This is a genomic window from Cellulomonas sp. Root137 (assembly GCF_001426725.1).
Lineage (GTDB): Bacteria > Actinomycetota > Actinomycetes > Actinomycetales > Cellulomonadaceae > Cellulomonas.
This window is the reverse complement of the sequence record NZ_LMFG01000001.1, coordinates 605704-629551: the sequence shown is the minus strand read 5'-3', so window position 1 is coordinate 629551 and position 23848 is coordinate 605704. Positions and strand designations below refer to the sequence as shown.

General features: G+C 73.5%; 20 protein-coding genes. 8 read left to right on the top strand and 12 right to left on the bottom strand.

Annotated elements, in window-relative coordinates:
- Nucleotides 1-106 precede the first annotated feature (106 nt).
- Nucleotides 107-640 carry an NINE protein gene (locus ASD18_RS21260; protein WP_200938441.1) on the top strand — a complete coding sequence of 178 codons (534 nt, stop codon included), beginning with the start codon at nucleotides 107-109 and terminating at the stop codon, nucleotides 638-640.
- Nucleotides 641-648: 8 nt separating this feature from the next.
- Here the strand turns inward: ASD18_RS21260 and ASD18_RS02915 are convergent, their stop codons facing one another.
- Complete coding sequence (locus tag ASD18_RS02915; RefSeq protein WP_056086404.1) at nucleotides 649-828, bottom strand: hypothetical protein; 180 nt, start codon at nucleotides 826-828, stop codon at nucleotides 649-651.
- A 167-nt stretch (nucleotides 829-995) separates the two neighbouring features.
- Here ASD18_RS02915 and ASD18_RS02910 point away from each other — a divergent pair, with 167 nt between their 5' ends.
- Together ASD18_RS02910 and ASD18_RS02905 are read left to right on the top strand one after the other, a co-directional pair.
- Nucleotides 996-1421: a VOC family protein gene (locus ASD18_RS02910; RefSeq protein WP_056086402.1), complete on the top strand. Its 426-nt coding sequence runs from the start codon at nucleotides 996-998 to the stop codon at nucleotides 1419-1421.
- A gap of 88 nt (nucleotides 1422-1509) precedes the next feature.
- Complete coding sequence (locus tag ASD18_RS02905; RefSeq protein WP_056086399.1) at nucleotides 1510-3750, top strand: family 43 glycosylhydrolase; 2241 nt, start codon at nucleotides 1510-1512, stop codon at nucleotides 3748-3750.
- A 4-nt stretch (nucleotides 3751-3754) separates the two neighbouring features.
- On the opposite strand, the gene ASD18_RS02900 is transcribed toward ASD18_RS02905, so the two are convergent.
- Nucleotides 3755-4564: a hypothetical protein gene (locus ASD18_RS02900; protein ID WP_056086395.1), complete on the bottom strand. Its 810-nt coding sequence runs from the start codon at nucleotides 4562-4564 to the stop codon at nucleotides 3755-3757.
- 78 nt (nucleotides 4565-4642) lie between these two features.
- On the opposite strand from ASD18_RS02900, the gene ASD18_RS02895 reads away from it, so the two are divergent.
- Nucleotides 4643-5236, top strand: a complete 594-nt coding sequence (locus ASD18_RS02895) for a dihydrofolate reductase family protein (RefSeq protein WP_056086392.1) — start codon at nucleotides 4643-4645, stop codon at nucleotides 5234-5236.
- On the opposite strand, the gene ASD18_RS02890 is transcribed toward ASD18_RS02895, so the two are convergent.
- Nucleotides 5221-5862, bottom strand: coding sequence for a hypothetical protein (locus ASD18_RS02890; RefSeq protein ID WP_056086389.1), 642 nt, complete (start codon nucleotides 5860-5862; stop codon nucleotides 5221-5223). The genes ASD18_RS02895 and ASD18_RS02890 overlap by 16 nt on opposite strands.
- Nucleotides 5863-5946: 84 nt before the next feature.
- On the opposite strand from ASD18_RS02890, the gene ASD18_RS02885 reads away from it, so the two are divergent.
- Complete coding sequence (locus ASD18_RS02885) at nucleotides 5947-6348, top strand: RidA family protein (RefSeq protein ID WP_056086385.1); 402 nt, start codon at nucleotides 5947-5949, stop codon at nucleotides 6346-6348.
- Here the strand turns inward: ASD18_RS02885 and ASD18_RS02880 are convergent.
- Nucleotides 6308-6874, bottom strand: coding sequence for an alpha/beta hydrolase (locus ASD18_RS02880; RefSeq protein WP_056086381.1), 567 nt, complete (start codon nucleotides 6872-6874; stop codon nucleotides 6308-6310). The two genes, ASD18_RS02885 and ASD18_RS02880, sit on opposite strands and share 41 nt — an antisense overlap.
- A gap of 141 nt (nucleotides 6875-7015) precedes the next feature.
- On the opposite strand from ASD18_RS02880, the gene ASD18_RS02875 reads away from it, so the two are divergent.
- Nucleotides 7016-7396 (top strand): hypothetical protein, encoded by a 381-nt coding sequence (locus ASD18_RS02875; protein ID WP_056086379.1) that lies wholly within the window; start codon nucleotides 7016-7018, stop codon nucleotides 7394-7396.
- Here ASD18_RS02875 and ASD18_RS02870 read toward each other — a convergent pair.
- Nucleotides 7393-7788, bottom strand: coding sequence for an SRPBCC family protein (locus ASD18_RS02870; protein ID WP_056086376.1), 396 nt, complete (start codon nucleotides 7786-7788; stop codon nucleotides 7393-7395). The genes ASD18_RS02875 and ASD18_RS02870 overlap by 4 nt on opposite strands.
- A 166-nt stretch (nucleotides 7789-7954) precedes the next feature.
- On the opposite strand from ASD18_RS02870, the gene ASD18_RS02865 reads away from it, so the two are divergent.
- Entirely contained in the window at nucleotides 7955-9412 is a 1458-nt protein-coding gene (locus tag ASD18_RS02865) for an MFS transporter (protein WP_056086373.1), read from the top strand.
- A 42-nt stretch (nucleotides 9413-9454) separates the two neighbouring features.
- Here ASD18_RS02865 and ASD18_RS02860 read toward each other — a convergent pair whose 3' ends face one another.
- The 4 genes from ASD18_RS02860 to ASD18_RS02845 form a co-directional block, all read right to left on the bottom strand.
- Nucleotides 9455-12001, bottom strand: coding sequence for an ABC transporter permease (locus tag ASD18_RS02860; RefSeq protein ID WP_056086370.1), 2547 nt, complete (start codon nucleotides 11999-12001; stop codon nucleotides 9455-9457).
- Nucleotides 12001-12786 (bottom strand): ABC transporter ATP-binding protein, encoded by a 786-nt coding sequence (locus tag ASD18_RS02855; RefSeq protein WP_056086368.1) that lies wholly within the window; start codon nucleotides 12784-12786, stop codon nucleotides 12001-12003. Before ASD18_RS02855 ends, ASD18_RS02860 begins: the two co-directional genes overlap by 1 nt.
- A gap of 140 nt (nucleotides 12787-12926) precedes the next feature.
- Nucleotides 12927-13826 carry a hypothetical protein gene (locus tag ASD18_RS02850; RefSeq protein ID WP_056086360.1) on the bottom strand — a complete coding sequence of 300 codons (900 nt, stop codon included), beginning with the start codon at nucleotides 13824-13826 and terminating at the stop codon, nucleotides 12927-12929.
- Nucleotides 13827-13839: 13 nt separating this feature from the next.
- The gene (locus ASD18_RS02845) at nucleotides 13840-19188 is read right to left on the bottom strand and encodes a nidogen-like domain-containing protein (RefSeq protein ID WP_082573474.1); all 5349 of its coding nucleotides are present in this window, start codon (nucleotides 19186-19188) and stop codon (nucleotides 13840-13842) included.
- 210 nt (nucleotides 19189-19398) lie between these two features.
- Here ASD18_RS02845 and ASD18_RS02840 point away from each other — a divergent pair, with 210 nt between their 5' ends.
- Nucleotides 19399-20103: an RraA family protein gene (locus tag ASD18_RS02840; RefSeq protein ID WP_056086354.1), complete on the top strand. Its 705-nt coding sequence runs from the start codon at nucleotides 19399-19401 to the stop codon at nucleotides 20101-20103.
- 13 nt (nucleotides 20104-20116) lie between these two features.
- Here ASD18_RS02840 and helR read toward each other — a convergent pair whose 3' ends face one another.
- The 3 genes from helR to ASD18_RS02825 all read right to left on the bottom strand — a co-directional run bounded on the left by helR (nucleotide 20117) and on the right by ASD18_RS02825 (nucleotide 23796).
- Nucleotides 20117-22264 carry an RNA polymerase recycling motor ATPase HelR gene (gene helR / locus ASD18_RS02835; RefSeq protein WP_056086351.1) on the bottom strand — a complete coding sequence of 716 codons (2148 nt, stop codon included), beginning with the start codon at nucleotides 22262-22264 and terminating at the stop codon, nucleotides 20117-20119.
- 150 nt (nucleotides 22265-22414) lie between these two features.
- Nucleotides 22415-23383 (bottom strand): zinc-binding dehydrogenase, encoded by a 969-nt coding sequence (locus ASD18_RS02830; protein ID WP_056086347.1) that lies wholly within the window; start codon nucleotides 23381-23383, stop codon nucleotides 22415-22417.
- On the bottom strand, nucleotides 23383-23796 hold the full coding sequence (locus ASD18_RS02825; RefSeq protein WP_056086344.1) for a MarR family winged helix-turn-helix transcriptional regulator: 414 nt from the start codon (nucleotides 23794-23796) through the stop codon (nucleotides 23383-23385). Before ASD18_RS02825 ends, ASD18_RS02830 begins: the two co-directional genes overlap by 1 nt.
- Between the last annotated feature and the right edge of the window lie 52 nt (nucleotides 23797-23848).

Below are 23848 nucleotides of genomic sequence, written 5' to 3'. Positions count from 1 at the left end.
GGGCTCCGACAGGCAGGCGGGCCCGGCACGCTACCGGCTTCGCGGCACACGGCTTACCCTCGGAAGATCCGCCGCAGCTCGCGACGGCCGACCCGCGGGAGCACCCGTGACCGACACCATCGACCGGCTCGACGTCCTGGACCTCGACGACGACGTCCGCGAGCGCCCTGTGGTCACTCGCCGCCCGCTGCACCCGCCGCCCCCACCGTTCCTGCCGCTCTCGGCCACCGTGCGCTACCCGCCCGGTCGGGTGCCCGACGTGCAGGACGCGGTGCCCGTCGCCCGCGAGACGGTGCGCGGGCCGCGACGATGGCGGTGGCGGTGGTTGACGGCCTCAGCTGTGCCGGGACACCGCGAGGCGGTACGGGTGCCGTGGCGATGGCCGCAGCTCACCCGGTCACGCGTCGCCGCCGGTCTGCTCGGGGTCTTCCTCGGCGGTCTCGGCCTGCACCGCCTCTACCTCGGCTACTGGCGACGAGGGCTCACGATGCTCGCGATCACCGTCGTCGGCGGGTTCTTCACGCTCGGCCTGGCCGCGATCGTCATGGGCGTCTGGGGCTTCGCCGAGGGACTGCTGTACCTGTCGGTGCGGCGCGGTCGGTTCAGTCGCGACGCGCGAGGGCGGCCCCTGCGGGGCTGACCGGGCGGTCAGCCGTAGAAGCCCTTGAGCAGCTCGAACACCACGATCCCGGGCCAGATGAGCGACTTCGGGATCGCCAGCACGAACGACCAGAACGTGTCCGCCTGCTGGAAGTAGAACACCGCGGCGCCGACGAACCCGATCCCGTAGACGGCTCCGCCTCCCGCACCGGACGACTTGTTCGCCATGACACTCCTCGCTCGCGCACCGACGACGTCGGCCCCACCGTTCTCCTGGAGAGAGGGCCAGGTCAAGGCGCCACGTCGAGCAGGACAGGACCTGACCGCTACGCCGCCCAGAGTGGTGTGCAGAGGACGGACCTCCCGCCTCGTCGGACCCAGGTAAGGACACGCCCGTGACCGTGCAGACCACCACCCACCTGAACTTCCGCGGCGACGCTCGCGCGGCGCTCGGCTTCTACCACTCCGTGTTCGGCGGAGCCCTGACCGTGATCAGCTACCAGGACATGGGGGCCGTCCAGGACCCGGCGGAGGCCGACCAGGTGGTCTGGGGCCAGGTCGCCGCCGAGAACGGCTTCCGCGTGATGGCGTACGACGTGCCGGCGGCGCGGCCGTGGAGCCCGGGCGACGACCCGTTCTTCGTCTCCCTGCGCGGCGACACCGCCGAGGAGGTCGCCACGCTCTGGGAGCGGCTGGCCGAGGGCTCCACCGTCGTCGTGCCGCTGGCGCCCTCGCCGTGGGCCCCCCTCTACGGGATGCTCACGGACCCCTTCGGTGTCACCTGGGTGGTCGACGTGGCGGTGGAGTACAGCGCGGCCTGAGGTCCCGACGACGCCGCTCGGCTGGCCCGGTCCGGCCGAGCGGCGTACAACGGGAGTTCCGCCACCCGCCGACGAACGGCAGGCTCCCATGCGCAGGCTCCCCGGTTCGCTCACGGCCGTGCTCGCCCTCGGCCTGGTGCTCGCGGTGCCCGGCGGGGCGGTCGCCGCCCCGGACCGTGGACGGGCGGAGTACACGAACCCGGTCAGCGCGGGGTTCGCCGACACCTTCGCCGACCCCGCCGTGCTCCGTGGCAAGGACGGCTGGTGGTACGCGTACGGCACCACCGACCCGCTGCGGGAGGGCGAGGCGACGCGTCACCTGATCCCGATGTCCCGGTCGGCCGACCTGGTGACCTGGGAGTACGTGGGCGACGCCTTCACCGAGGACACGCGTCCGGCGTGGGCCGACCGCGAGCGCGGGGCGGCGTTGTGGGCGCCGGACGTGCGGTACGTCGACGGCGAGTACCGGATGTACGTCGTGGTCACCGAGACGACCCTGACCGCCGAGCCGAACGACAACGCGATCGGGGTGGCCACGGCGCCGACGCCGACGGGACCGTGGACGGCGAGCGCCGCGCCCGTGGTCGGCCCCAGGCACGGCCCCGGGGGTGACGGGGACTTCCTCTGGACGTTCGACCCGTCGCACGTGGTCGGCCCGGACGGCACCGAGCACCTGTTCTACGGCTCCTACTACGGCGGCATCTGGGTCACGGAGCTGTCCGCCGACGGGGCGGCCGCGGTCGGTGCACCGGTGCAGGTGGCCGTCGACAACAAGTACGAGGGCGCCTACGTGGTCCAGCGCGACGGCTGGTGGTACCTGTTCGCGTCCTCGGCCAACTGCTGCGCCGGTCCGACCACCGGGTACAGCGTGCACGTCGGGCGCTCGCGGGACCTGACCGGCCCGTTCGTGGACCGCGAGGGTGTGCCGCTGAACCAGTCGCGGGCGGGTGGTACCCCGGTGCTCGCGCCGAACGGCAACCGGTGGGTGGGGACCGGTCACAACGCCGTGGTGACCGACCTCGGCGGCCAGGACTGGATCGTCTACCACGCGATCGACCGGGCGGACCCGTACCTCGACGGCACCGACGGGATCAACGAGCGCCCGATGCTCCTCGACCGGCTGGACTGGATCGACGGCTGGCCCGTGGCGCGGGCATCGGAGGGACGCGAGCAGGGTCCGGTCACGGGCGGCGCGACCGGCTTCGACCCCGGCGTCCCGCGCGGCTGGACCACGTCGGGACGGTGGGCGACGGACGACGAGGTCGACGCCGGCCGGCACCTCGTGTCGCGCGGCGCCGCCACGCTGACGCGTCCGGTCCCCGGGCGCGACGTCCGGGTCGAGGCCGACCTCCGGACCGACCCCGACGGCTCCTCGGCCGCAGGGCTCACCACCGGCACGCGCGGGGCGACGGCGACGGTGGATCCGGTCGCCCGTGAGCTCGTGCTCGACTGGGGTTCCGGAGGGGCGGTGGCGCCGCTGCCGGCCGACCTCGACCTCACCGCGTGGCACTCGCTCGCCCTCACCGTCCGTGACCGTGTCGCGACCGCGGAGCTCACGCACGCCCGGCTCGGCGACCCGCTCGCGGTGGTCACCCTCGACGCGCCCCGCCGTGCCGGTGCCGGGGGACGTGCGGGCGCGGTGGCGACGGGGCCGGGCGTCCGCGTCGACAACCTCAGCGCGCTGCCGGCCTCCCGCCTCGTCACCGAGCGCGTGCGGGTGCCTCGACCGGGGACCCTCGACCCCACGCTCAGCGACGAGCTCGACGGCTCGGCCCTCGGTCCGGGCTGGATCCGCGTGCGCGACCCGCAGGTCACGGTCGCCGACGGCGTGCTGCGCTGGCCCACCGAGGCGGGCGACCTGGTCGGCACCGGCAACGACGCCGGCCTGCTGCTGCGCGACGTGCCCGAGACCGACTGGGTCGCCGAGACGCGGCTGACCGTCGACCTGGGCACCGACACCGTGCGCAACTTCCAGCAGGGCGGGCTGATCGCGTACGTCGACGACGACCGCTGGGCGCGCCTGTCGCACGTGGCCATCTGGAACACCCGGCAGACCGAGTTCGGCACCGAGCAGCCGTACGCCGGCCGGCTCGCGTTCGGGGGCACGATCGTCGGGCCCCCGGCCGAGACCACCTGGCTGCGGCTGGCCCACCGGACCGATGCCGCGGGCGAGCACGAGGTCCAGGCGTTCACCAGCACCGACGGTCGCACGTGGGTGGCGGGCGGCGTGTGGACGTTCCCGGCGGGCTCCGACCTGCGGGTGGGGCTGCTGTCGCACGGGGGCGTCGGGGCGGCCGCGCAGTTCGACTACCTGCGCGTCTACCGCTGACGCGTCAGGCGACGGTCTCCAGCGCGGCGTAGACGCGGGGTTCCAGGCGCCTCGCAGCCCGATCGCCGATCGTCAGCCCGAGGCCGAGGCCGCGCAGCAGGTCGGCGACGTCGTCTGCGTGCAGGGAGCCGTGCCTCTCGAGCACCAGGTGCACCCGTCCGTGCGCGCGTTCGGTGCGGTGCAGCCCGAGGATCGTCGTCGACACCGGGGTGTGCCGGAGGAAGCGGGCGCGGGCGGCGTCCTCGTCGGCGTGCTCCAGGTACACCAGCCCCTCGTCGCCGAGCTCCGCCCGCAGCGCGTCGGCCCGCCAGTGCACGGGGGCGTCATGGCCGCCGGTGACGTGCCGCGACCGGTTCGCCGACGAGATCACCAGCGGCTCGTGGCCGACCGCACGGGCCGCGGCCGCGAGGAAGACCTGCGACGGGCACGCGTCGCCCGGAACGATCACCTGCGTCGTCGTCGTGCCCCGGTCCTGCGCGGTCAGGCCCTCAGGGACGTGTCGCGCGGCGGGGCCTCGGAAGCCGAAGGGACCCAGCGCGCCGAACGCGTCGACCACGTCCTGCACCAGGCCGTGGGACACCCCGACCGGTAGTGCTCGGAGGTCGAACGCGTCCAGGACGTGCCCGGTCGGCGCGGTGAGGCTGCCCGTCTGGTCCAGCGGCCGGCCCTTCAGCGCGTTGAGCCGGCGGACGCCCTCGCCGCGGCCGGTCAGGGCGTAGATGGTGCCGAACCCGTGGGCCACGGGGTGGCCGTCGGCGAGCAGGGCCGCCGCCCGCCGCGCGTCGGCCGGGCGGTCGAGGACGAGTCGGGACATGCGGGGCCTCCTGGGGTCACCCGCGAAGGACCGCTGCGGCCGTGTGCAGATACCGGACCGGTGGCATCGTGGTCTGCCATGGCGGTGATCCTCGACATCACGATCTCGCTCGACGGCTTCGTCACCGGCCCGAACGCGGGCCCGGACAACGGTCTCGGCGACGACGGGCTGCCCCTGCACGAGTGGGCGATCGGCGACCGGACACCCGAAGACGTCGAGGTGCTCGCCACGCTGACCGCCGCGACCGGCGCGGTGGTCATGGGACGCCACACGTTCGACGTGGTCGACGCCCCCGACGGGTGGAACGACGAGCGCCACTACGGCGCGGACCAGGGCGACGAGCCGCCGCCCTGCTTCGTCGTCACGCACCACGCACCTGCGCGCGTCCGGCTCACCGACCGGATGACCATCGTCACCACCGGCCTGCGCGACGCGCTCGACCAGGCAGTCGCCGTCGCCGGTGACAAGGACGTGTTCATCATGGGCGGCGGTGAGCTCGGCGGCTCGGCACTGCGCGACGGCGTCGTCGACCGGCTGCACCTGCACGTCGCACCGCTCCTGCTCGGCGCAGGAACCCCGCTGTTCGTCGGGACGCGGCAGACCCTGCGGCTCGACGAGTCCGCGACCGTGATCACCCGCAACGCGGCGCACCTGTTCTACGACGTGCTCTGACCCTGATCCGCCCAGACCGACGCCGCCTGCCACGCGAACCCGTCCGGGTCCGCGAACGACCCGAGATCGCCGACGACCGTGAGCCGGTGCGAGCCGGAGCCCGCCGGGTCGACCCCGGCGTCCTTGGCCAGGGCGCGTCGACCGTAGAGCCCGAGCGTGATCCGGCCGCCGCCCTTCTCGAACTCGACGTATTTGCGGCCGAAGCTCTTCGCCACGGTCAGCCCACTCTCGACGTAGAACCGCTTGGTCACGGCCACGTCGTCGACTCCCAGCAGGAGCACCACCTGGTCGACCTCCCCCGTGGCAGGGCCAGTGTCCTTCTTCGCCGACGTCGCGACCTTCCAGATCGTGCCGTCCGGTGCCTGGACCGAGCCGCCCACGCCCCAGAACGACTTCGTCACGGGCGTGAGGCTCACAGCGCCTGCGTCGAGTGCGGCGTCGACGAGGGCGCGGACATCGGCCGGCTGGGCGACCGTGAGGGACAGGGTGAACCCGCGGAAGCCGGTCGTCGGCTCCTGCGATGCCGTGACGTGCACGGGGAGGTGCGGACCGAAGGCCGCGGCGTAGAACTGCTCGGCGGCCGACGGGTCGGCCGCACCGATGAGGACGGAGTCGATGGTTGCCATAGCCACGACGCTACGAACGAGTGCTCGCCCGGTGCTTCTCGGATCCTGCTCCGTGTGTCAGAGGTCCGTGCCACGGTGGATCCCATGGAGATCACCCGCCTGCAACCGGCCGGTCTCGTGGTGAGCCCGGCATTCAGCCATGTCGCCGTCGTGCCCGGGGGCGCGACGACCATCTACGTCGGCGGCCAGAACGGCGTCGACGACACCGGGGCGGTGGTCTCGGACGACGTCGCCGAGCAGTCCGTCCGCACCATCGACAACGTCAGCACCGCGCTCGAGGCCGCCGGGGCGTCGCTCGCCGACGTCGTGCAGTGGACCGTGCTGATCGCACAGGACGCCGACCTCGGCGCCGCGTACGGGGCGATCGCGCCGCGGCTCGCCGGCTCCGACAAGCCCCCGCTCGTCACCGCCGCACGCGTCGCCGGCCTGGGGGTGCCCGGCGCGCTCATCGAGGTGAGCGCGATCGCAGCCGTCCTGCCGACCTGAGCTCCCGGAAGACGGACCAGCCCTCGGACCAGTCACCCAGGCCCGAGCTCGCGTTGAGGTGCCCTCCGGATCCCACGGTCACCAGCTCGCCGCCGACGAGCTCGACCAGCTCCTCCGCGTGCGCCGGGGAGCCGTAGGGGTCGTCGTCCGAGACGACCACGACGGTGCTGAACGGCAGCCGCGCGGGCACCCATCGGTCGAAGCCCACCGCGCGCGCGGGGAAGACCGGTCCGTGCACGTCCGGCGGGGCGACGAGGAGCGCGCCGACCACGCCGTCGGCGACGTGCTCCGCCGCCCACTGCAGGACGAGCGTGCAGCCCAGGCTGTGCGCGACGAGGAACGCGGGGCCGTCGATCCCGTGGACGGTCTCCTCGAGATCGCGCACCCACTCGTCGCGCACCGGGTCGTCCCAGGAGCGGTGCTCCACCCAGACGCTGCCGGGCAGCCGGGCGTGCCAGAGGCGCTGCCAGTGGTCCGGGTCGGAGTTGCCGATGCCGGCGACGAACACCACGGTCGGATCGCTCATGCGCGGACCTCGTTCCACGTCGGGGGTTCTGGAGCGTAGGGCCGGTGCCCCCGACGAGGGCGGCGAGGCGGAGCGGCTGTCGGGATCCTGACGGAACGCGGCAGCATCTCGACGCGCTCGGTCGCGCAGTACCATCGCCCGATGCTGAGCGAGGACTGGATCGAGCACGTGCGCCCCGGCGACCGGGAGCGTCTCGGCTGGATCCGCCCGGACGGTGAGAGCTTCGTCGCGCTGGACATCCTGGGGCGCGAGGTCACCGGGCCGGTCGAGTGGCTGGAGGCCGAGGAGGCCCTGGAGGAGCGCGGCCTGCACTGGCTCTCCGACCTGTGGCAGCTCGACCTGCCGGACGGCACCCGCGCACGCGTCCGGATCGTCGAGGTGACCCCGGACCGCCTGGTCGTGCAGACGGACGACTTCGGCTCGGTGGACGTCGAGGTGACCCGCCACGTCCTCGCGTTCCCCGCCCCGGACACCCTGCGCCCGTTCGAGGGCGACCGCTCGACGATCGACGTGCTCGGCTAGCGCTCGAGAATGCTCTTGAGGAGCGCCAGGTCACCGGTCACGAGGGCCGCATCGCGCTCGAGCTCGGCGTCGGTCATCCCCGGCGCCCGGCGCAGCGTGAACACCACCTCGCACCCGTCACCGTCGGCGATCGCCCGCAGCGGCACGTAGACGGTCTCGCCCGTCGGAGTCACCACCACGTGGTCGAGGACGCCGAGCTCGTTCTGCGGGGCGAACGTGACCTGCACCCGCCCCTGCGACGTCTCGACGAACCAGCGACCGTCCTCGTGGACCACGGAGGTCCCCAGCCCGGGAGCCCACCGGGGGAGGTTCGCCGGGTCGGAGACGAAGGCGTAGACCTCCCCCACCGGGCTGTCGATGTGCACGCTCAGATGCCGCGACTCGGTCGTCATGTGACGAGCGTGGCACGGCCCTCCCACACCCTCGCGCAGCACCGGCACGTATCCTGGTGCTCTGCCCGGCGACCTGGTCGGGGCGGTCGCGGATGCTGAGGAGCACCGCGGTCCGGGGCTAGAAACCTCCAGCGACTTCGTCCGATGAAGCCCTGGAGGTTTCTTCATGTCCGCATTCCTGGACAAGCCCGCCGCCCGCTGGTGGGCCCTCGCCGTCCTCGCCCTCACGCAGCTCGTCGTCGTGCTGGACACGACCATCGTGGCCATCGCCCTGCCCGACGCGCAGGCCGCGCTCGGGATGTCCGACGACCAGCGGCAGTGGCTCGTCACCGCGTACGCGCTGACGTTCGGCTCGCTCCTCCTGCTCGGTGGGCGGATCGCCGACTACTGGGGCCGCAAGCGCACGTTCATGGTCGGCATGGTCGGCTTCGGGCTGGCCTCCGCGTGGGGCGGCCTCGCGCAGGGCGGCACCGAGCTCATCGCCGCCCGTGGCGTCCAGGGTGCGTTCGCGGCGCTGCTGGCTCCCGCGGCGCTGGCCATGGTCACGGTCACGTTCTCGCACGGCAAGGAGCGCAACACGGCGTTCGCGATCATCGGGATCGTCGCCGGCACCGGGGCGGCGATCGGTCTGCTCCTCGGCGGGGTGCTCACCGAGTTCGCCAGCTGGCGCTGGTGCCTGCTGGTCAACGTCGTCTTCGTCGTGATGGGCATGATCGGCGGCGCGCTGCTGCTCACCGAGAGCAAGGCCGAGGGCGACAACCGCTACGACGTCTGGGGCACGGTCACGGTCGTCCTCGGGCTCGGCTCGCTGGTCTACGGCTTCACGCGGGCCGAGCACGGCTGGGGCTCGGCCGACACCCTCGGCTTCCTCGCCGGCGGCGTGGTCCTGCTCGCGCTCTTCGTCTGGATCGAGACCCGCGTGGAGCAGCCCCTGCTGCCGCTGCGCGTCGTCGCCCACCGGGTCCGCGCCGGGGCGTTCCTCATCCAGGCCGTCATCGGCTCCGTGATGCTCGGGTCGATGCTCTACCTGACGCTCTACTTCCAGATCGTGATGGGCCTGACCCCGCTGTTGGCCGGCGTCGCGAACGTCGCCATGACCGTCGTGATCATGGGCTGCACGCCGGTGTCGACCAGGGTGCTCGACCTGTTCGGTCCTCGACCCCTGCTCATCGCCGGCCCGCTGTTCTGCGCTGCGGGGCTGTTCTTCCTCGCGATGGCGATCACCCCGGACGGCAGCTACTTCACGCGCGTGCTGCCCGGCCTGGTCCTGCTCGGCATCGGGTTCTCCGGGCTGTTCGTGCCGCTGCAGAACCTCGCGCTCACCGGGGTCCAGCCGCACGACGCCGGCGTCGCGTCCGCGACCGTCAGCTCGACGTTCCACATCGGCGGCTCGATCGGCATCGCGGTGTTCACGGTCCTCTACGCGAACACCGTCGCGGACTCGCTCGGCAGCGGGGCGGGACAGCTCGCCGCGATCACCGACGGGTACTCCACCGCGTTCCTCGCCTCGGGCGTCGGCATGCTCGCAGCTGCGGCGATCGCCGCGTTCCTGGTCCGCGGCACCAAGGACCAGCTGATGCCGCAGCGGACGGAGCAGGAAGCCGTCCTCGCCGGCGCGCACTGACCCCGGCCGAGGGCGCCCCCTCCGGGCGCCCTCGGCGGGACCTCACTCGTACGCGACCGCGTCGAGCACCTTCATGCGGGCGGCACGCGAGCCCGGCCACACCGCGGCGAGCACCCCGACCACCACCGCGAGAACGAGCATCCCGGCGAGGCTCCCCCACGGGATGACGAGCGTCGAGAGGCCCTCGTCCGCGAAGAGGGTCGGCAGGGTCGAGGCGAGCGCCACGCCCACCACCAGGCCCAGCACCGTGCCGAACACCGCGGTCAGCACCGACTCGATGGTCACCGTCCCCGCGAGCTGTAGGCGCCCGAGGCCGACGGCCCGGAGCAGCCCGATCTCCCGCGTCCGCTCGATCACCGACAGGGCGAGGGTGTTGACGATGCCGAGCACCGCGATGACCACGGACAGTCCGAGCAGCGCGTAGAGGATGACCAGGACCTGGTTCACCTGGTCGGCCAGGCTCGACACGAACTCGGCACGGGTGAGGACCGACACCACGACGTACGGAGCGACGGTCTCGGCGACCGCGTCCTGCAGCTGGGCCGTGCTCACCCCGGCGGCCGCGGACACGAGGATCGTGTCGACCATCTGCTGCTCGCGCGGCAGCAGGCCGTCGAGCACGCCCCGGTCCACGACGAGCGGCGACCCGAGGATGTTCGTCGTGAAGACCGCCGTGACGGTGAGGTCCTGTGGCCCTCCCGTGCCGCTGACCTTGAGGGTGTCGCCGACGCCCCAGCCGTGCTCCTCGGCGGCGGACTCCAGGACGGCGACCTCGCCGGCACCGAGCCCGTCGAGCGAGCCGTCGACCACGTCGACCTCGACCGAGCCGCCCAGCGTCCCGGAGTCCAGACCGATCACGTACTGCACCTCGGGCGTCGCGTCGCCGACCGCGACCCCGAGCGGGGCGAACGCGATCGGGTCCGCACGGCCCGCCTCCGGCAGCGCGACGACGTCGTCCACCGCACCGGCCGGGATCACCTGCGTCGCGGACCGCACCACGACGTCGGCGTTCGTCTGCGCCTCGACCACTCCCGCGACGGACTGCTGCGCGGTCACGGCGATCACCGAGACGGCGCCGACCAGCGCCATGCCGATCATGAGGGCACCGGCTGTGTTGGCGGTCCGGCGCGGGTTGCGCACCACGTTGCCGCGGGCGAGCCGCCCGACGGGCCGCAACAGCCGCACGAACGGCCAGGCCAGGACCCCGACGGCGGTACGCGCGACCACCGGCGAGAGCATGAGCACCCCGACGAGCACCGAGGCCGCGCCCACGCCGAGCCAGACCTCCGCGGAGTCCGCCTCCGGCCGCAGCAGGGCGACCACCAGCGAGGCCACGCCGGCACCCGTGACGAGGAGCCCGCCGAACGCGCGCCAGCGCAGCGACTTCTCCGGGGTCGCGACGTCGTCGCGCATCGCCTCGACGGGAGGCACGAGGGCCGCCCGCCGCGCGGGCAGCGCGGCCGCGAGGACGCTCACGAGCGTGCCGACCAGGAGCGACACGACGACCGTCGTCACGTCGAGCGGGATGGTCCCCACGAGGTCCATGCCGGCCGAGCCGAGCCCGACGCGCAGCGCCGAGACGAGCCCGAGCCCGCCCGCGATGCCCAGCGCCGACCCGAGCAGCCCCACGACCGCGGCCTGCACGAGCACCGAGGAGAACACCTGCACCGGCGACGCGCCGACGGCGCGCAGCAGCGCGAGCTCGCGCATCCGCTGCCGCACCGACATCGCGAAGGTGTTGGAGATGATGAACGCCCCGACGAACAGGGCGATCGCGGCGAAGACCAGCAGGAACGTCGTGACGAAGCCGAGCTGGCTGGCGATCTCGGTCTTGTTCTCGGCGCGCAGGGCGTCCCCCGTGACGACCTCCAGGCCGTCGGAGGCGAGCGGGGAGATCCGGTCGACCAGCTGCGCGACGGACGTGCCGTCCGCCGTGTACACCGCGATGTCGTTGACCCCGCCCTCGGGTGCGAGCAGGTCCTGGCCGGTCTGCGGGTCGACGAGCACGATCGTCGCGCCCGCCATCGGGCCCCCGAGGTCGACGCGGCCGACGACCTCGACCTGGGTGACCTCGCCGCCGAGCACGGCGTCGGTGGTGTCGCCGACCGCGAGGCCCGACGACTCCAGCGTGGCCGACTCCAGGGCGACCTCGCCGGGCCGCTGCGGGCCGCGCCCCTCGACCACGTCGAGCGACGGGTCGTCCGGCACGTACATCAGGGCGAAGGACGGAGCCTGCGTGCTCTGCACGGCCGTCCCGTCGGCGCCGACCAGCACGATCGGCCCCGAGACGCCCGGGACCGCGTGGGCGACCCCGTCGACGGCGGCGATCTCCTCGACCAGGTCCCGCGGCACGCTCTCGCCCGTGGCGTTGGCCGTGCCCGTGACGACGGACGACCCCTCGGCCTGCTGCACGCGGACATAGACGTCGGCGGGTGCGGCGGCGTCGACGATCCCGTCGAACGTGCCGGAGAGCATGGTCCGCAGCGCGAACGTGCCCGCGACGAACGCGACACCCAGCGCGACGGCCAGCACGGACAGCAGGAACCGCACCAGGTGCGCGCGGATGCCGCGCAGCGCGACGCGTCCCATCACGCACCCACGGTCTGGGCGAGCAGGGCCGACGCACCCTGCCGGGCCGGGCGCAGGGCCGCGAGCGCGGCGAGGACCGACTCGGGCGTCGGGTCGGTGAGCTCACCGACCACGCGTCCGTCCGCCAGGAACAGCACGCGGTGCGCGTAGGACGCGGCGGTCGGGTCGTGCGTCACCATGACGACGGACTGCCCGAGCTCGTCCACGGACCGGCGCAGGAACCCCAGCACCTCCGCCGAGGACGTGGAGTCCAGGTTTCCGGTCGGCTCGTCGGCGAACACGACGGCGGGCCGGGACACCAGGGCACGCGCGCACGCGACGCGCTGCTGCTGCCCGCCCGACAGCTCCGACGGCTTGTGGCTCAGGCGGTCCGCCAGTCCGACGGCCTGCACGACCGCGTCGAGGTGCGCCTTGTCGACGGGCCGGCGCGCGATGTCCAGCGGGAGCGTGATGTTCTCCAGCGCCGTCAGGGTGGGCACCAGGTTGAACGCCTGGAAGATGAACCCGAGGCGGTCGCGGCGCAGCTTGGTCAGCCGGCGCTCGTTCATGCCGCTGACCTCGAGCCCGTCCACGACGACCGTCCCGGCGTCGGTGCGGTCGAGGCCGGCCATGCAGTGCATGAGCGTCGACTTCCCGGAGCCGGAGGGGCCCATGATCGCGGTCATCTGGCCGCGGCCGAAGTCGACGTCCACCCCCGCGAGGGCGTGCACCGCCGTGTCGCCCTTGCCGTACGTCTTCACGAGCCCACGGGCGCTCGCGATGGGAGTGGTCGGTTGGTTCGTCATGGTCCTCACCTCAGTGCACGTCCGGACAGCTGTTCCGTGACGATGGTCCCGTCACCCGGACGCGCGCGGCATCGGTGAAGCCCCTGGTCAGGCCCTGGTTCGACCCTGACCCGCCGGGCGGTCGAACCCTGGTGGTCCCCTCAGACGACGTACCGCTCGGGGTGCTCCCCCAGGGCCACGGACCGCTCCCACTCCTCGAGCGTCCGGGAGCCGACCGGCAGCGCGGGGGCCAGGACCTCACGGAGCGCCGCGATGTCCTCGGGCCGGACAGCGGCGGGGTCCGGGCCGAGCGTCAGCCACGTCCGCCCCGATCCGGCATCGCGGAGCTCGACCGTGGGGAGGACACCCCGGAGCGCGTCGAGCCCACCGACGGCCTCCACGTGCACCGGCGACAGCAGGGTGCCCCAGCCGTACCCCCACAGGGTCCGCGTGACGTCCCGCAGCGACGGAGCGCACCGGGTCACCCGTTCCCACGGGCTCTGGTCGTCCTCCGCGGTGACCTGGTCCAGCGTCGCGTACCCGGTGTCGGCGCCGAGCCGGTCCGTGGCGTCCAGGAGCCAGGGCGTCAGCAGCTCAGCGACCCGCACCAGGTCCTCGCCGCCCCCGTACATCGCCCAGCGGTGCATCGAGAGCCCGACCACGAGCCCTCCGCCGTCACCCCGGCCGTGCGCGACGGAGACCGGCATCCTGGCGTGCACCGTCACCGGGAGCCACTTCGGGTGCCAGTCGTAGCCCTCCAGCGCGGTCGCCATCCCGGTGAGCGTGACCGACCGCAGCGGTTCACCGCGGCCGAGCGCGAACTCCCAGTCGATGCCCGGCCGGCCGATGTCCGTGTCCTCCGAGGACAGGTCGTCCGACGCGACGACCGCCGTCGTGGTCCACGAGAGGTCGATCCCGATGCACTGCGCGACCACCCGCTCGAGCCCGTCCCGCAGCACGGCGACGACGGCCTCGTCCGAGGGCTGGCTGGACTGGACCACGACGCCACCGAACATCGCCGGCTCGCGCACGTGGTCCCCGCCCTCGCCGTCCGTGGTCATCCCTCCACTGTCCTCACCAGGCTGCCGCCGTGCCGAGGCCGAAGAGCGTCGCCCAGCCCCAGGTCACCATGCCACCACCGGCGGTGAGCGTCGCGGGGTCGTCGAGGATGCCCACGCCGCCGGTCGCGACGTCCTCGGCGAGCGTGCCGACGATGAGCGCGACACCGCCGACCACCACGATGCCGCCGACCACCGGGCCGAGCCAGCTCGGCGGCTGCCAACCGGTGGTGGGCGAGCTCGGCACCGGCTCCGGGGCCGGCTGGGGCACCGGCACCGGGACGGGCACGGGCACCGGCACAGGGACCGGCACGGGCACGGGCACGGGTCGGGGCGTCTGCGCGGGGCGGTAGTAGTACCAGAGCATGCCCGGCATGCTGTGCGACTTCACCACCATCTGCCCGCGCTGGTACGGGAACCAGTACTCGCCGTAGGCCGCGCCCCTGACCCCAGGGAGATGGGTCACGTAGGCCGCGAGCTGGTTGACGGCCATCTGGCGCTTGACCGGATCACGGTGCCAGCGGGCGGTCTTGACCTCCCAGATCTCGGGGTCGTCGACGATGTCCGCCCGGCCGCCGTTCCCGTTCACGCCGGCGTTCGGCACCCACACCTCGAGGCGCGCACCCGGCCGCTTGACCGCGGCGAAGTGCACCTGCACCGCACGGTGCTGCGCAGACCACTCGGTGATGTCGGGCGCCGACGCCGAGGCCGCCGCGATCGTCGAGCCGACCCCGAGGCCGGCCATCGACGCGTCGGAGATCGGGCTCAGCCCCAGCGGGTCCACCAGGTCGAGCGGGTCGTTGGCCACGTACGCGTACTCGTTCGTCGCCGACGCCGAGCCACCCGGCTGGCTGACCGGGTCGGGGCTGAGCAGCTGCCCGGTCTCCGGGTCGTAGTTCCGCTCGACCAGGTAGTAGTCGTCGCCGACGGTGAGCTCGCCGCGGTACCCGAAGGTCGGCGTGAGCGTGAGGTCGGAGAGCGACAGGCTCAGGTCGGCCTCACCGAACGCGTCGTACCCGGAGGCGGTCGCGACGTCGGCCGTCGCGAGGGTCGTCGTGACCGACCCGAAGGCGTCCTTCGCGAAGGTCCCGGTGGTGCCGTTGTCGCGCACGACGCCGAGCGGGCCGAGCACGCCGTGCACGTAGGACTGCGCACGCCCCCCGGCCGTCGTCGTGAGCACCTCGGGCGTCGCGGCCGTCCGGTCCCAGGCGAGCGAGGTCGCGACGGTGCGCGAGCCCCGCGTGGACGTGGTGCCGACCAGCAGGCCGTCACCGTCGTACGTCCGGCGCTCCGTCACCGAGAGGAGACCTGACCGCGAGACGGTGGAGGCGAGGCGACCGGCGGGGTCGTAGGTGAACGCCTGCGACGTGCCGGAGCCGGTCTCGCCCACCCGACGCCCGGCGGCGTCGTACGCGAACGTCGTCGTGCGACTGCGGGTCGTCTCCGAGGCCAGGCGCTGCCCGGCGTCGTAGGTGTAGCGCGTCTGGGTGCCGTCGGTCGTCTCCGTGACCCGGTTGCCGGTCGCGTCGTACGTCCAGGCCTGGTTCGTCGGCGTGAGCAGGTTGAGGTCGAGCGTCCGTGCCGAGACCAGCTGGCCCGCGGCGTCGTACCGGTAGCTCGCGGTGCCCGTGGCGAGCCCGCCGACCGTCGTCGTCCCCGTGACGCGTCCGGCGGCGTCGCGGGTGACCCGCACGTCGGACGTGGCGCCGAGCACCGACTGGTGGACCCGGCTCAGCAGGCCGTTGCTGTCGTAGGACATGGTGCGCGACTGCTGGCGAGGGAGGCTCTCCGTGGTCACGCGGCCGTCCGCGTCGAGCGTCCAGGTGGCGGTGCCCCAGGTCGGGTGGCTCGCCGACACCCGGCGGCCCGCGGCGTCGTAGGTCTGCGTGAGCACCTTGCCGCCGGGGTAGGTGACGCCCGTCGTCCGACCGGCGGCGTCGTAGGCCCACGCCTGGACGGTGCCGTCCGGTCCGGTCTGCCGCAGCAGGCGGCCGGCGGCGTCGGACTGGTACGTCGTGGTGCCGCGCGGGTCCGTCATGGAGGTCCGCACGCCGTTGGCGTCGTAGGTGTACCCCACGGACGCACCGCCACGGTAGGTGCGCTGCGTGAGCCGCCCCAGGGCGTCGTAGGCACGCTGCTCGCCGCGGTCGGTCGGGTCGACGACCGAGACCGTCCGCCCGAGCGCGTCATACCCGTAGGTCGTCGTGCCGCCGCTGCGGTCGGTCACGGACGCGAGGCGCCCGGCCGCGTCGTAGGTCCGCGTCTCGGCGGCGCCCGAAGCGTCGACCGTGGACGTGAGGACACCCGCGGTCCAGACGTACGTCGTGAGGGCGCCCAGCGGGTCCGTGGCCGAGGTTAGCTGACCTGCGGCGTCGTAGCCGTACACGATCCGACCGCCGGTCGGCTGGACCAGGCCCACCAGGTTCCCGGCGGCGTCGAGCTCCCGCACCTCCGCCGAGCCGTCCGGCCGGGCGGTCCGCACCGAGCGACCCGCTGCGTCGTAGCCGTAGGTCACCGACCGGCCTGCAGGCGTGGTCTCGCCGACGAGCAGGCCGTCCGCGTCGTAGGCCATCCGGTGCACGCCGCCCAGGGCGTCGCGCACGGTCACGTTGTTGCCCGCGGCGTCGTAGCCGTACGTCACCGTGACGCCGGTGGCGTCCGTGCTCGAGGCCACCCGGCCGCCGGGCGTCCATGCCGTGCGGCTGGTGGCGCCCGTCGCGTCGGTGACCGCGACCGGCCGGCCGAGCACGTCGTACTCCGCGACCGTCCGCCCGCCCGCCGGGTCCACCGACGCCGAGACGGCACCGCGCGCGTCGTACTCGTACGTCCGGACGCCGCCCGCCGCGTCGGTCGCGGAGGTCACGCGGCCGAGCGCGTCGACCGCCTGCGTGGTCACCCCGCCGGCGGCGTCGGTGACCGTGGCCACGCGACCGTCGGCGTCGTAGGTGTAGGTCGTCACGTCACCGGCCGGGCCGGTGACCGACTCGACACGGCCGAGCGCGCCGTACGCGTAGGTGGTCGTGCCACCGCGCGCGTCGGTCGTCGTCGCGATGCGGCCGGCCTCGTCGTACGTGGTGCGGCCGGCGTCGCCGACGGCGTTGGTCGCCGTGACCTGGCGGCCCTCGGCGTCGTACTCGTAGGTGGTGACGCCACCCGTCGGGCTGGTCTCGGTGAGCACGTTGCCCACCGCGTCGAAGGTGGACGAGCGGGTCCCGGCAGCGTCCGTGACGCTCGCCGTGCGACCGAGGGCGTCATAGGTGTAGGACGTCACGCGTCCGGCGGGGCTCGTCTGCGTCACGATGCGACCGGCGGCATCCCGTGCGTAGGTGGTCCGTCCACCGAGCCCGTCGACCAGGGCCGAGACGTTGCCCACCGCGTCGTACTCGAACGCCTGCGTGACGCCGTCCGCGTCAGTGACCGACAGGAGGCGTCCGTCCTCGACGACCGAGGTCGTCACCGCTCCGTCCGCCGTCGTCGTCGTCGTGGCCAGGCGCTCGTCGCCCTCGTAGCCGAACGTCGTGCGCGCGCCGCCGGCGTCGGTCTGCGCGACCACGCGACCGACCGCGTCGTACTCCCACGTGGAGGTCCCGCCCAGCGCGTCCGCGGCGGACAGGAGGTTGCCGTCCTCGTCGTACGTCACCGTGGTCGTGGCCTGGCTGCGGTCGGTCGACGAGACGAGGTTGCCCTCCGCGTCGTACGCGAGCGTCACGCGCTCGCCGGCCGCGTCCGTCAGTGCCGTCGGGTGACCCTGCGTGTCGTGCGCGACGACCGTCTGCTCGCCGGTCCGCGCGTCACGGACCGTCGTGGTCCCGTCGAGGTCGTCGTACGTGAACGACACCTCGCCGCCGTCGACGACCTGCGTGAGGACGCGGCCCGACGCGTCGAACGTGTTGGCCATGACCTCACGGCCGTCGGGACCCACCTCCGTGAGCAGGTGCCCGGCGGAGTCGTAGGTGTAGGAGGTGACCCCGCCCGCCGCATCCGTGACGCTCACCAGGTCGGTGCCGTCGTACGCGTACCGGACCGTGCGACCGTCGGAGGCCGCGACCTCGCTGACCAGCCCGGCGGAGGTCGAGGTCACGGTCAGCTCCGGGCCGGCCGTGTCGACCACGCGGGCGACCTCTCCGCCGGCGTCGCGGACCAGGGTGAGCTCCGTGCCGAGTGCGTCGCGCACGACCGCGAGCCCGCCCTCGTCGTCGAACGTCCACGAGGACCCGTCGACGAAGTCGATGCGGTCCCGGCCCTGCTCGTCCAGCGCCGGGACGCCGGAGAACTCCTCCGGGGCGGACCAGCCACCGGTGCCGTCGGGCGCGAACGACACGATGCGTCCGTCCGGCTCGGCCAGCTCGAGCACGCCGCCGTCCGCGGTGGTGAGGCGGACGTCGAGCAGGCTCGACCAGCCCTGGCCGAAGCGTCCCGTGCGCCCGTCGCGCGAGTTGTACGTGCGGGAGACGTCGAACCCGCTGCGCCCGCCGACCCCGTCGAGGTCCACCGCCGGCAGCACGAGGTTGCCCGTCGCGGAGTTCACCGGGTCGCTCACGTAGAACGAGCTCGCGCGGATGCCGTTGAGCTCGTCCGCCGGACGCGCCAGGTGGTTCGGGGACCCGTTGGTGATCGCGAAGACGTACCGGCCCGCCACGGACGAGCCGCGGCTGCCGTGAGCGAGGCCGGTGGGCGAGGAGTCGAGCAGCGCGCCGTTGGTGCCGGACCCGGGGAACGAGTACGACGTCTCCGCGGTGCCGGAGCCGCTCGAGAAGCCGGCGTGCGCGGAGCTGCCCCCGAGCCCGCCGTTGCCGCCGGACGCCGAGCCTGTCTCCCACTCGATCTGGTCGTAGTTGAAGACGATGTCGAAGTCGGCGTCGCCGCGGTCCGAGCGGTCCACCAGGAGGAGCTGGAACGTGTTGAGCTTGTCCACGGCGTTCGGGAAGTAGCCGACGCTCGGCCACATGACGCAGAAGGCGTCCCGGCCGGAGTACGTCGTCGACCCGTAGGTGACGACCCCCGCGCCTCCACGCGTGTCCACGTCCGCGAAGAACGGCGCGATGATCGGCCGCATGGTCGCCACCAGGCCGAAGGGCGTGTACGTCCCCAGCTGCTCGTCGAACGTGATGTTGCCGTTGTTGTTGACGAACGCCTGCGAGTAGCCCTCGCCGTAGAAGTTCAGCTCGAACGGCAGGTCCACCACGCCGGTGGACAGGTCGTCGTTGCGCGCGAGGACGTTGTCCGAGCACCCGGGCAGGTCGAGGACGGCTCCGGGCGCGGCGTGCGCCGCCGGTGCGACGACGAGGCCGACCAGGCCGGTGGCCAGCACGGCCAGCCCGCCGATGAGTGTGTGCGTACGTCCGCGAGCGCGCCCTGCAGGCATGCCGTTCCCCCCGAGCTCATTGCCTGGACGGCTCCAGGGCGAGGCTGAACGTATAGAGCCGCACGGCCGACGGGCGACGGTTCCGCCCAGGTTTCACCTGATCGGAGGCGGTTTCGGACGATCGTCACGCACGAGGCGAGATCTCGTCCCTCCAGGGGGAGGCCGCGGTGCTCGACGACGGATCGCAGGATCACCCGCAAGGATGCGGTCATGGACGCACTGACCCTGCAGACCACGTTCCTGGACCTGACCACGCCGCACGTCGCGGACGCCTGCCTCCGTCTCGGCGTCGCCGTCCGGTGCGGCCCTCCCTCGCTGCGACCCCTGTGGGCGGGCGTGCACGTGGTCGGCCGCGCCCGGCCCGTGCGCCACGTCGGGAGCGTCGACGTGTTCCTCGAGGCTCTCGAGCGCGCCGATCCCGGGGACGTCCTCGTCGTGGACAACGACGGACGGACCGACGAGGCCTGCGTGGGTGACCTGGTGGCGCTGGAGGTCGCGCGCGCGGGGCTCGTGGGGATCGTGATCTGGGGGCTGCACCGCGACACGGCCCAGCTGCGCACCATCGCACTGCCGGTGCTCAGCCTCGGCGCCTCCCCCGGTGGGCCCGAACGCCTCGACGCCCAGCCCGCCGATGCGCTGGCGTGGGCACGGTGCGGCGCGCACACGATCACGGGCGACGACGTCGTGCTGGCCGACGACGACGGCGTCGTGTTCCTGCCCGCCGCGCGTGCGTCCGAGATCGCCGTCGCCGCCGCACGGATCCGGGACACCGAGCGGCTCCAGGCCGCCCGGATGCAGCTCGGGACGACGCTGCGCCACCAGACCCGGTTCGCCGACTACCTCGTGTCCCGGGACCGGGACGGGACCACCTTCCGCCAGCACCTGCGCACCCTCGACGCCGCGATCGAGGAGTGACCGGGGTGGTCTGCTACGACGGTCCGGCCGCGGTCGTGAGGACGACGAGCTGGTGGGTCGCCCGGGTCATCGCGACGTAGCGGTCGACCGCGACGAGCGCCTCCGGGTCGACCAGCACCACCAGGTCGAACTCGAGCCCCTTGGCCAGCTCGGGGCTCAGCGACCGGACGCGGGCGGTGGCCGGGAACGTGGGGTCGCCGATGACGCAGGCGATCCCCTCGGCGTGCGCGGCCAGCCACGCGTCGAGGATCGCGTCACGCGCCGCTGCGTCGTCGTGGACCACCGGCACGCCGCTCGCGCGGACCGACGTCGGGACGTTCGCGTCCGGGACCGCGGCCCGGATGACCGGCTCGGCCTCCGCCATGACCTCCTCGGGCGTCCGGTAGTTGATGCTCAGCGACGCGGTCGTGACGCGCTGGAGGCCCACCCGCTGGAGCCGCTCCTGCCACGACTCAGGGAAGCCGCGGCGGGCCTGCGCACGGTCGCCGACGATCGTGAGGCTCCGGGACGGGCAGCGCAGCAGGAGCATCTGCCACTCCGCGTCGGTCAGCTCCTGTGCCTCGTCCACCACGACGTGCGCGAACGGCCCGGCGAGCAGGTCCGGGTCGACGGTCGGCAGCGTGGAGCCGTCGACCAGGGCGGCCTGCAGGTCCCGGCCGCGCAGCATCGACATGACGAGCAGCTCCGAGTCGTCCGCCGCGATCAGGTCGTCGACCACGTCGGCCATCCGGGCGCGCTCGGCGGCCAGGGCGGCCTCGTTCCGGCGCCGGCGCCTGGACACCTCCGGGTCGCCGAGCCGCTGCCGGGCGGCGTCGAGGAACGGCAGGTCGGACACCGTCCACGCCTGGGGGTCCTCGCGCTGGAGCGTGCGGATCTCCTCGGTGGTCAGCCAGGGGGCGCACAGTCGCAGGTAGGCGGGGACCGACCACAGGTCACCGACGAGGTCCGTGGCCTCGAGCACCGGCCACGCGCCGCTGAACGCGCCGGCCAGCTCCCTGTTCCTGGCCAGGGCGCTCCGGAGCATCTCGGGCGGGACGTCCTCGTCGTCGTGCTTGTCGACCAGGAGGTCGAGCAGCGCCTCCCAGATCTGGTCGCGCGCGTCGTTGTGCGGCGTGCCGGGGTCGGGGGCGCCGAACGCCTCGGCCCAGTCGGCGGTGCTCAGCCAGAGGTCCGCCCACTCCGTCTCGACGAGCATCCCCTCGGTGGGTGGCCGCTCCGAGAACCGCACGGCCGGCTCGATCGCCTCCACCAGCCTCGCCGACGCCTTCAGCCGGGCCACCTCCGCGTCGGTCTCGACGGTGGCCGCAGCCCCCTCGGGCGTGAGATCCCGCAGGGTGCACGTCTGCACCCCTTCTTCGCCGAGGCTCGGCAGCACGTCGGAGACGTAGGCCAGGTACGGCTCGTGCGGGCCGACGACCAGCACGTCACCGCGGTGGTGCCCGAGGCGCGGGTCGGAGTACAGGAGGTAGGCCGCGCGGTGCAGGGCGACGACCGTCTTGCCGGTGCCAGGACCGCCGTCGACGACGAGGGCGCCCCGGGAGCCCGCGCGGATGATGGCGTCCTGGTCGGCCGCGATGGTGCCCAGCACGTCGCGCATCCGGTCCGACCGGTCGCTGCCCAGGCTCGCGATGAACGCGGACTGGTCGTCGAGGGCGAGGTTCGGCTCGACCCCGTCGGTCGAGAAGACCTCGTCCCAGTAGTCGCCGATCCGGCCGCCGGTCCAGCGGTACCGGCGTCGGCTCGCGAGGCCCATCGGCTGCGCATAGGTGGCCCCGAAGAACGGCTCCGCCGCGGGGGAGCGCCAGTCGACCAGCAACCGACGCCCGGCGCGGTCGGTCAGGCCGAGCCGTCCGACGTACACCGGCTCGGCGTCGTCCGTCCCGACCATGCGACCGAGGCACAGGTCCAGGCCGTACCGGCGCAGGGTGCGCAGGCGAGCGGTCAGGCGGTGGATCTCCTGGTCGCGGTCCAGCGCCTGCTGACCGGCGCGCCCGGGGGCGGCGCGCTGGGCCGCGAGGCGGTCGGACAGCTCCGCGATCTGCTGCCCGAGGGTCTCGCCGATGGCCGCGAGGTGCTGCTCGTCGCGGGCGATCAGCGCGGGGTCCGCCTTGGCGGCGAGGTGGTCGGGAAGGTCGAACGCACGGGTGGTCACGGGGTTCACGGTCGGAGATTCTTCGCCGCGACGGGGGCCTTGCCGCAAGCCCCCCGGCCCGCTATACCTTGAAATGGAGGAGGAGCCGCGCCCACAGTCCGCGGCGCCAGCGGGCTCCCTGCTCTCCCGCCCAGACGCGCACGCACACGGTGTCGGGTGTCACGGGACCACCACACCCTTCCCGCCGACGGCGTCCGCCTCCAGGTCCCGGTGCGCCTGCGCGATGTCGTCGAGCCGGTACGTCCGCCCGAGCGGCACCCGCGCCTCGCCGGCGGCGACCGCGTCGAGGAACCCCTGCAGCACGTCCGCCGGCAGGTCGGCCGAGCCGCCGGAGTACGCGGTCAGCCGGACGCCGTTGGGCAACCAGTCCATCGGGTAGAACTCCGGGATCGTCCACTGGTCCGAGAGCATGCCGGTGAAGCAGACGGTGCCACCGGCGCGGGTGGCGCGCAGGGTGTCGGCCAGGGTGTTCACGCCGACCAGCTCGACGGCTCCGTCGACGCCCTCGGGCACGAGCTCGCGCACCTGGCGGGCCACGTCGCCGTCGTCGACGAGCGCGTGCGCGACGCCGACCCCCTCGAGCAGCCGGAGCTTGTCCGCCGAGCGGGTGGTCGAGAGCACGGTCAGCCCGCGGAGGCGTCCGAGCACCGCGATGGCCAGGCCCACCGACGACGTCCCCCCGCGCACGAGCACCGCGTCACCGGGGCGCGCCCGCACGCCGATCGCGAGCGACCCGTGCGCGGTCTGCAGCATCTCCGGGACCGCGCCGAGCACGTCCCAGGGCAGCTCGCTGGTGAAGGGGATGACCTGCGCGGCGGGCACGACGACGAGCTCCGCGTAGCCGCCGTCGAACGTGCGACCCATCCCGCCCATCATCGTCATGACCTGCGTCCCGACCGCGACCTCCCCGCCCGGCGCCGACTCGACCACGCCGGTGGCCTCGATCCCCGGGATCCGCGGGAAGCTGCCCGACGACGCCTGCCCGCGGCGGAAGTGCAGCTCGGACCGGTTGAGCCCGAACGCGCGCACCCGCACCAGCACCTGACCGGCCGCGACGTGCGGGGCCGGCACGTCGCGGACCTGCAGCACCTCCGGGCCGCCCGGGGCGTCGACGACGACGGCGCGCATCACCGCACCCCCAGCCGCGACCGCAGCCGCAGCAGGACCGCGGTGGCGTCGGCGACACCCGGCTCGTCGCCCAGCTGCTCGCGGAGCTCCCGTTCGAGCAGCGCGGAGCCGGCCGCGAGCGCGTCGGAACCCGCCGGCGTCAGCGCGACGAACGACGAGCGCCGGTCGCCCGGGTTCGCGCTGCGCACCGCCCACCCGTCGCGTTCCAGCCGGTCCACCAGCTTGCTCGCGGCACCGACCGTGATCGCCAGCTCGGTGCGGATCTCGTGCACCCGGCAGTCCTGCGGGTGGCGCCCGACCACCCGCAGCGCCGAGAGGGTCGCGAGCGAGACGGCCTCGGCGTCCCCGAGCCGCTCGTCGAGGTGGTTCCACAGCTCGGTCTCATACCGGACGAGTGCGTCGAAGAAGTCCATGTCGCCCTCAACTAGATGTCGACGAACTATATTCCTGTCAATCTTTCTCGCG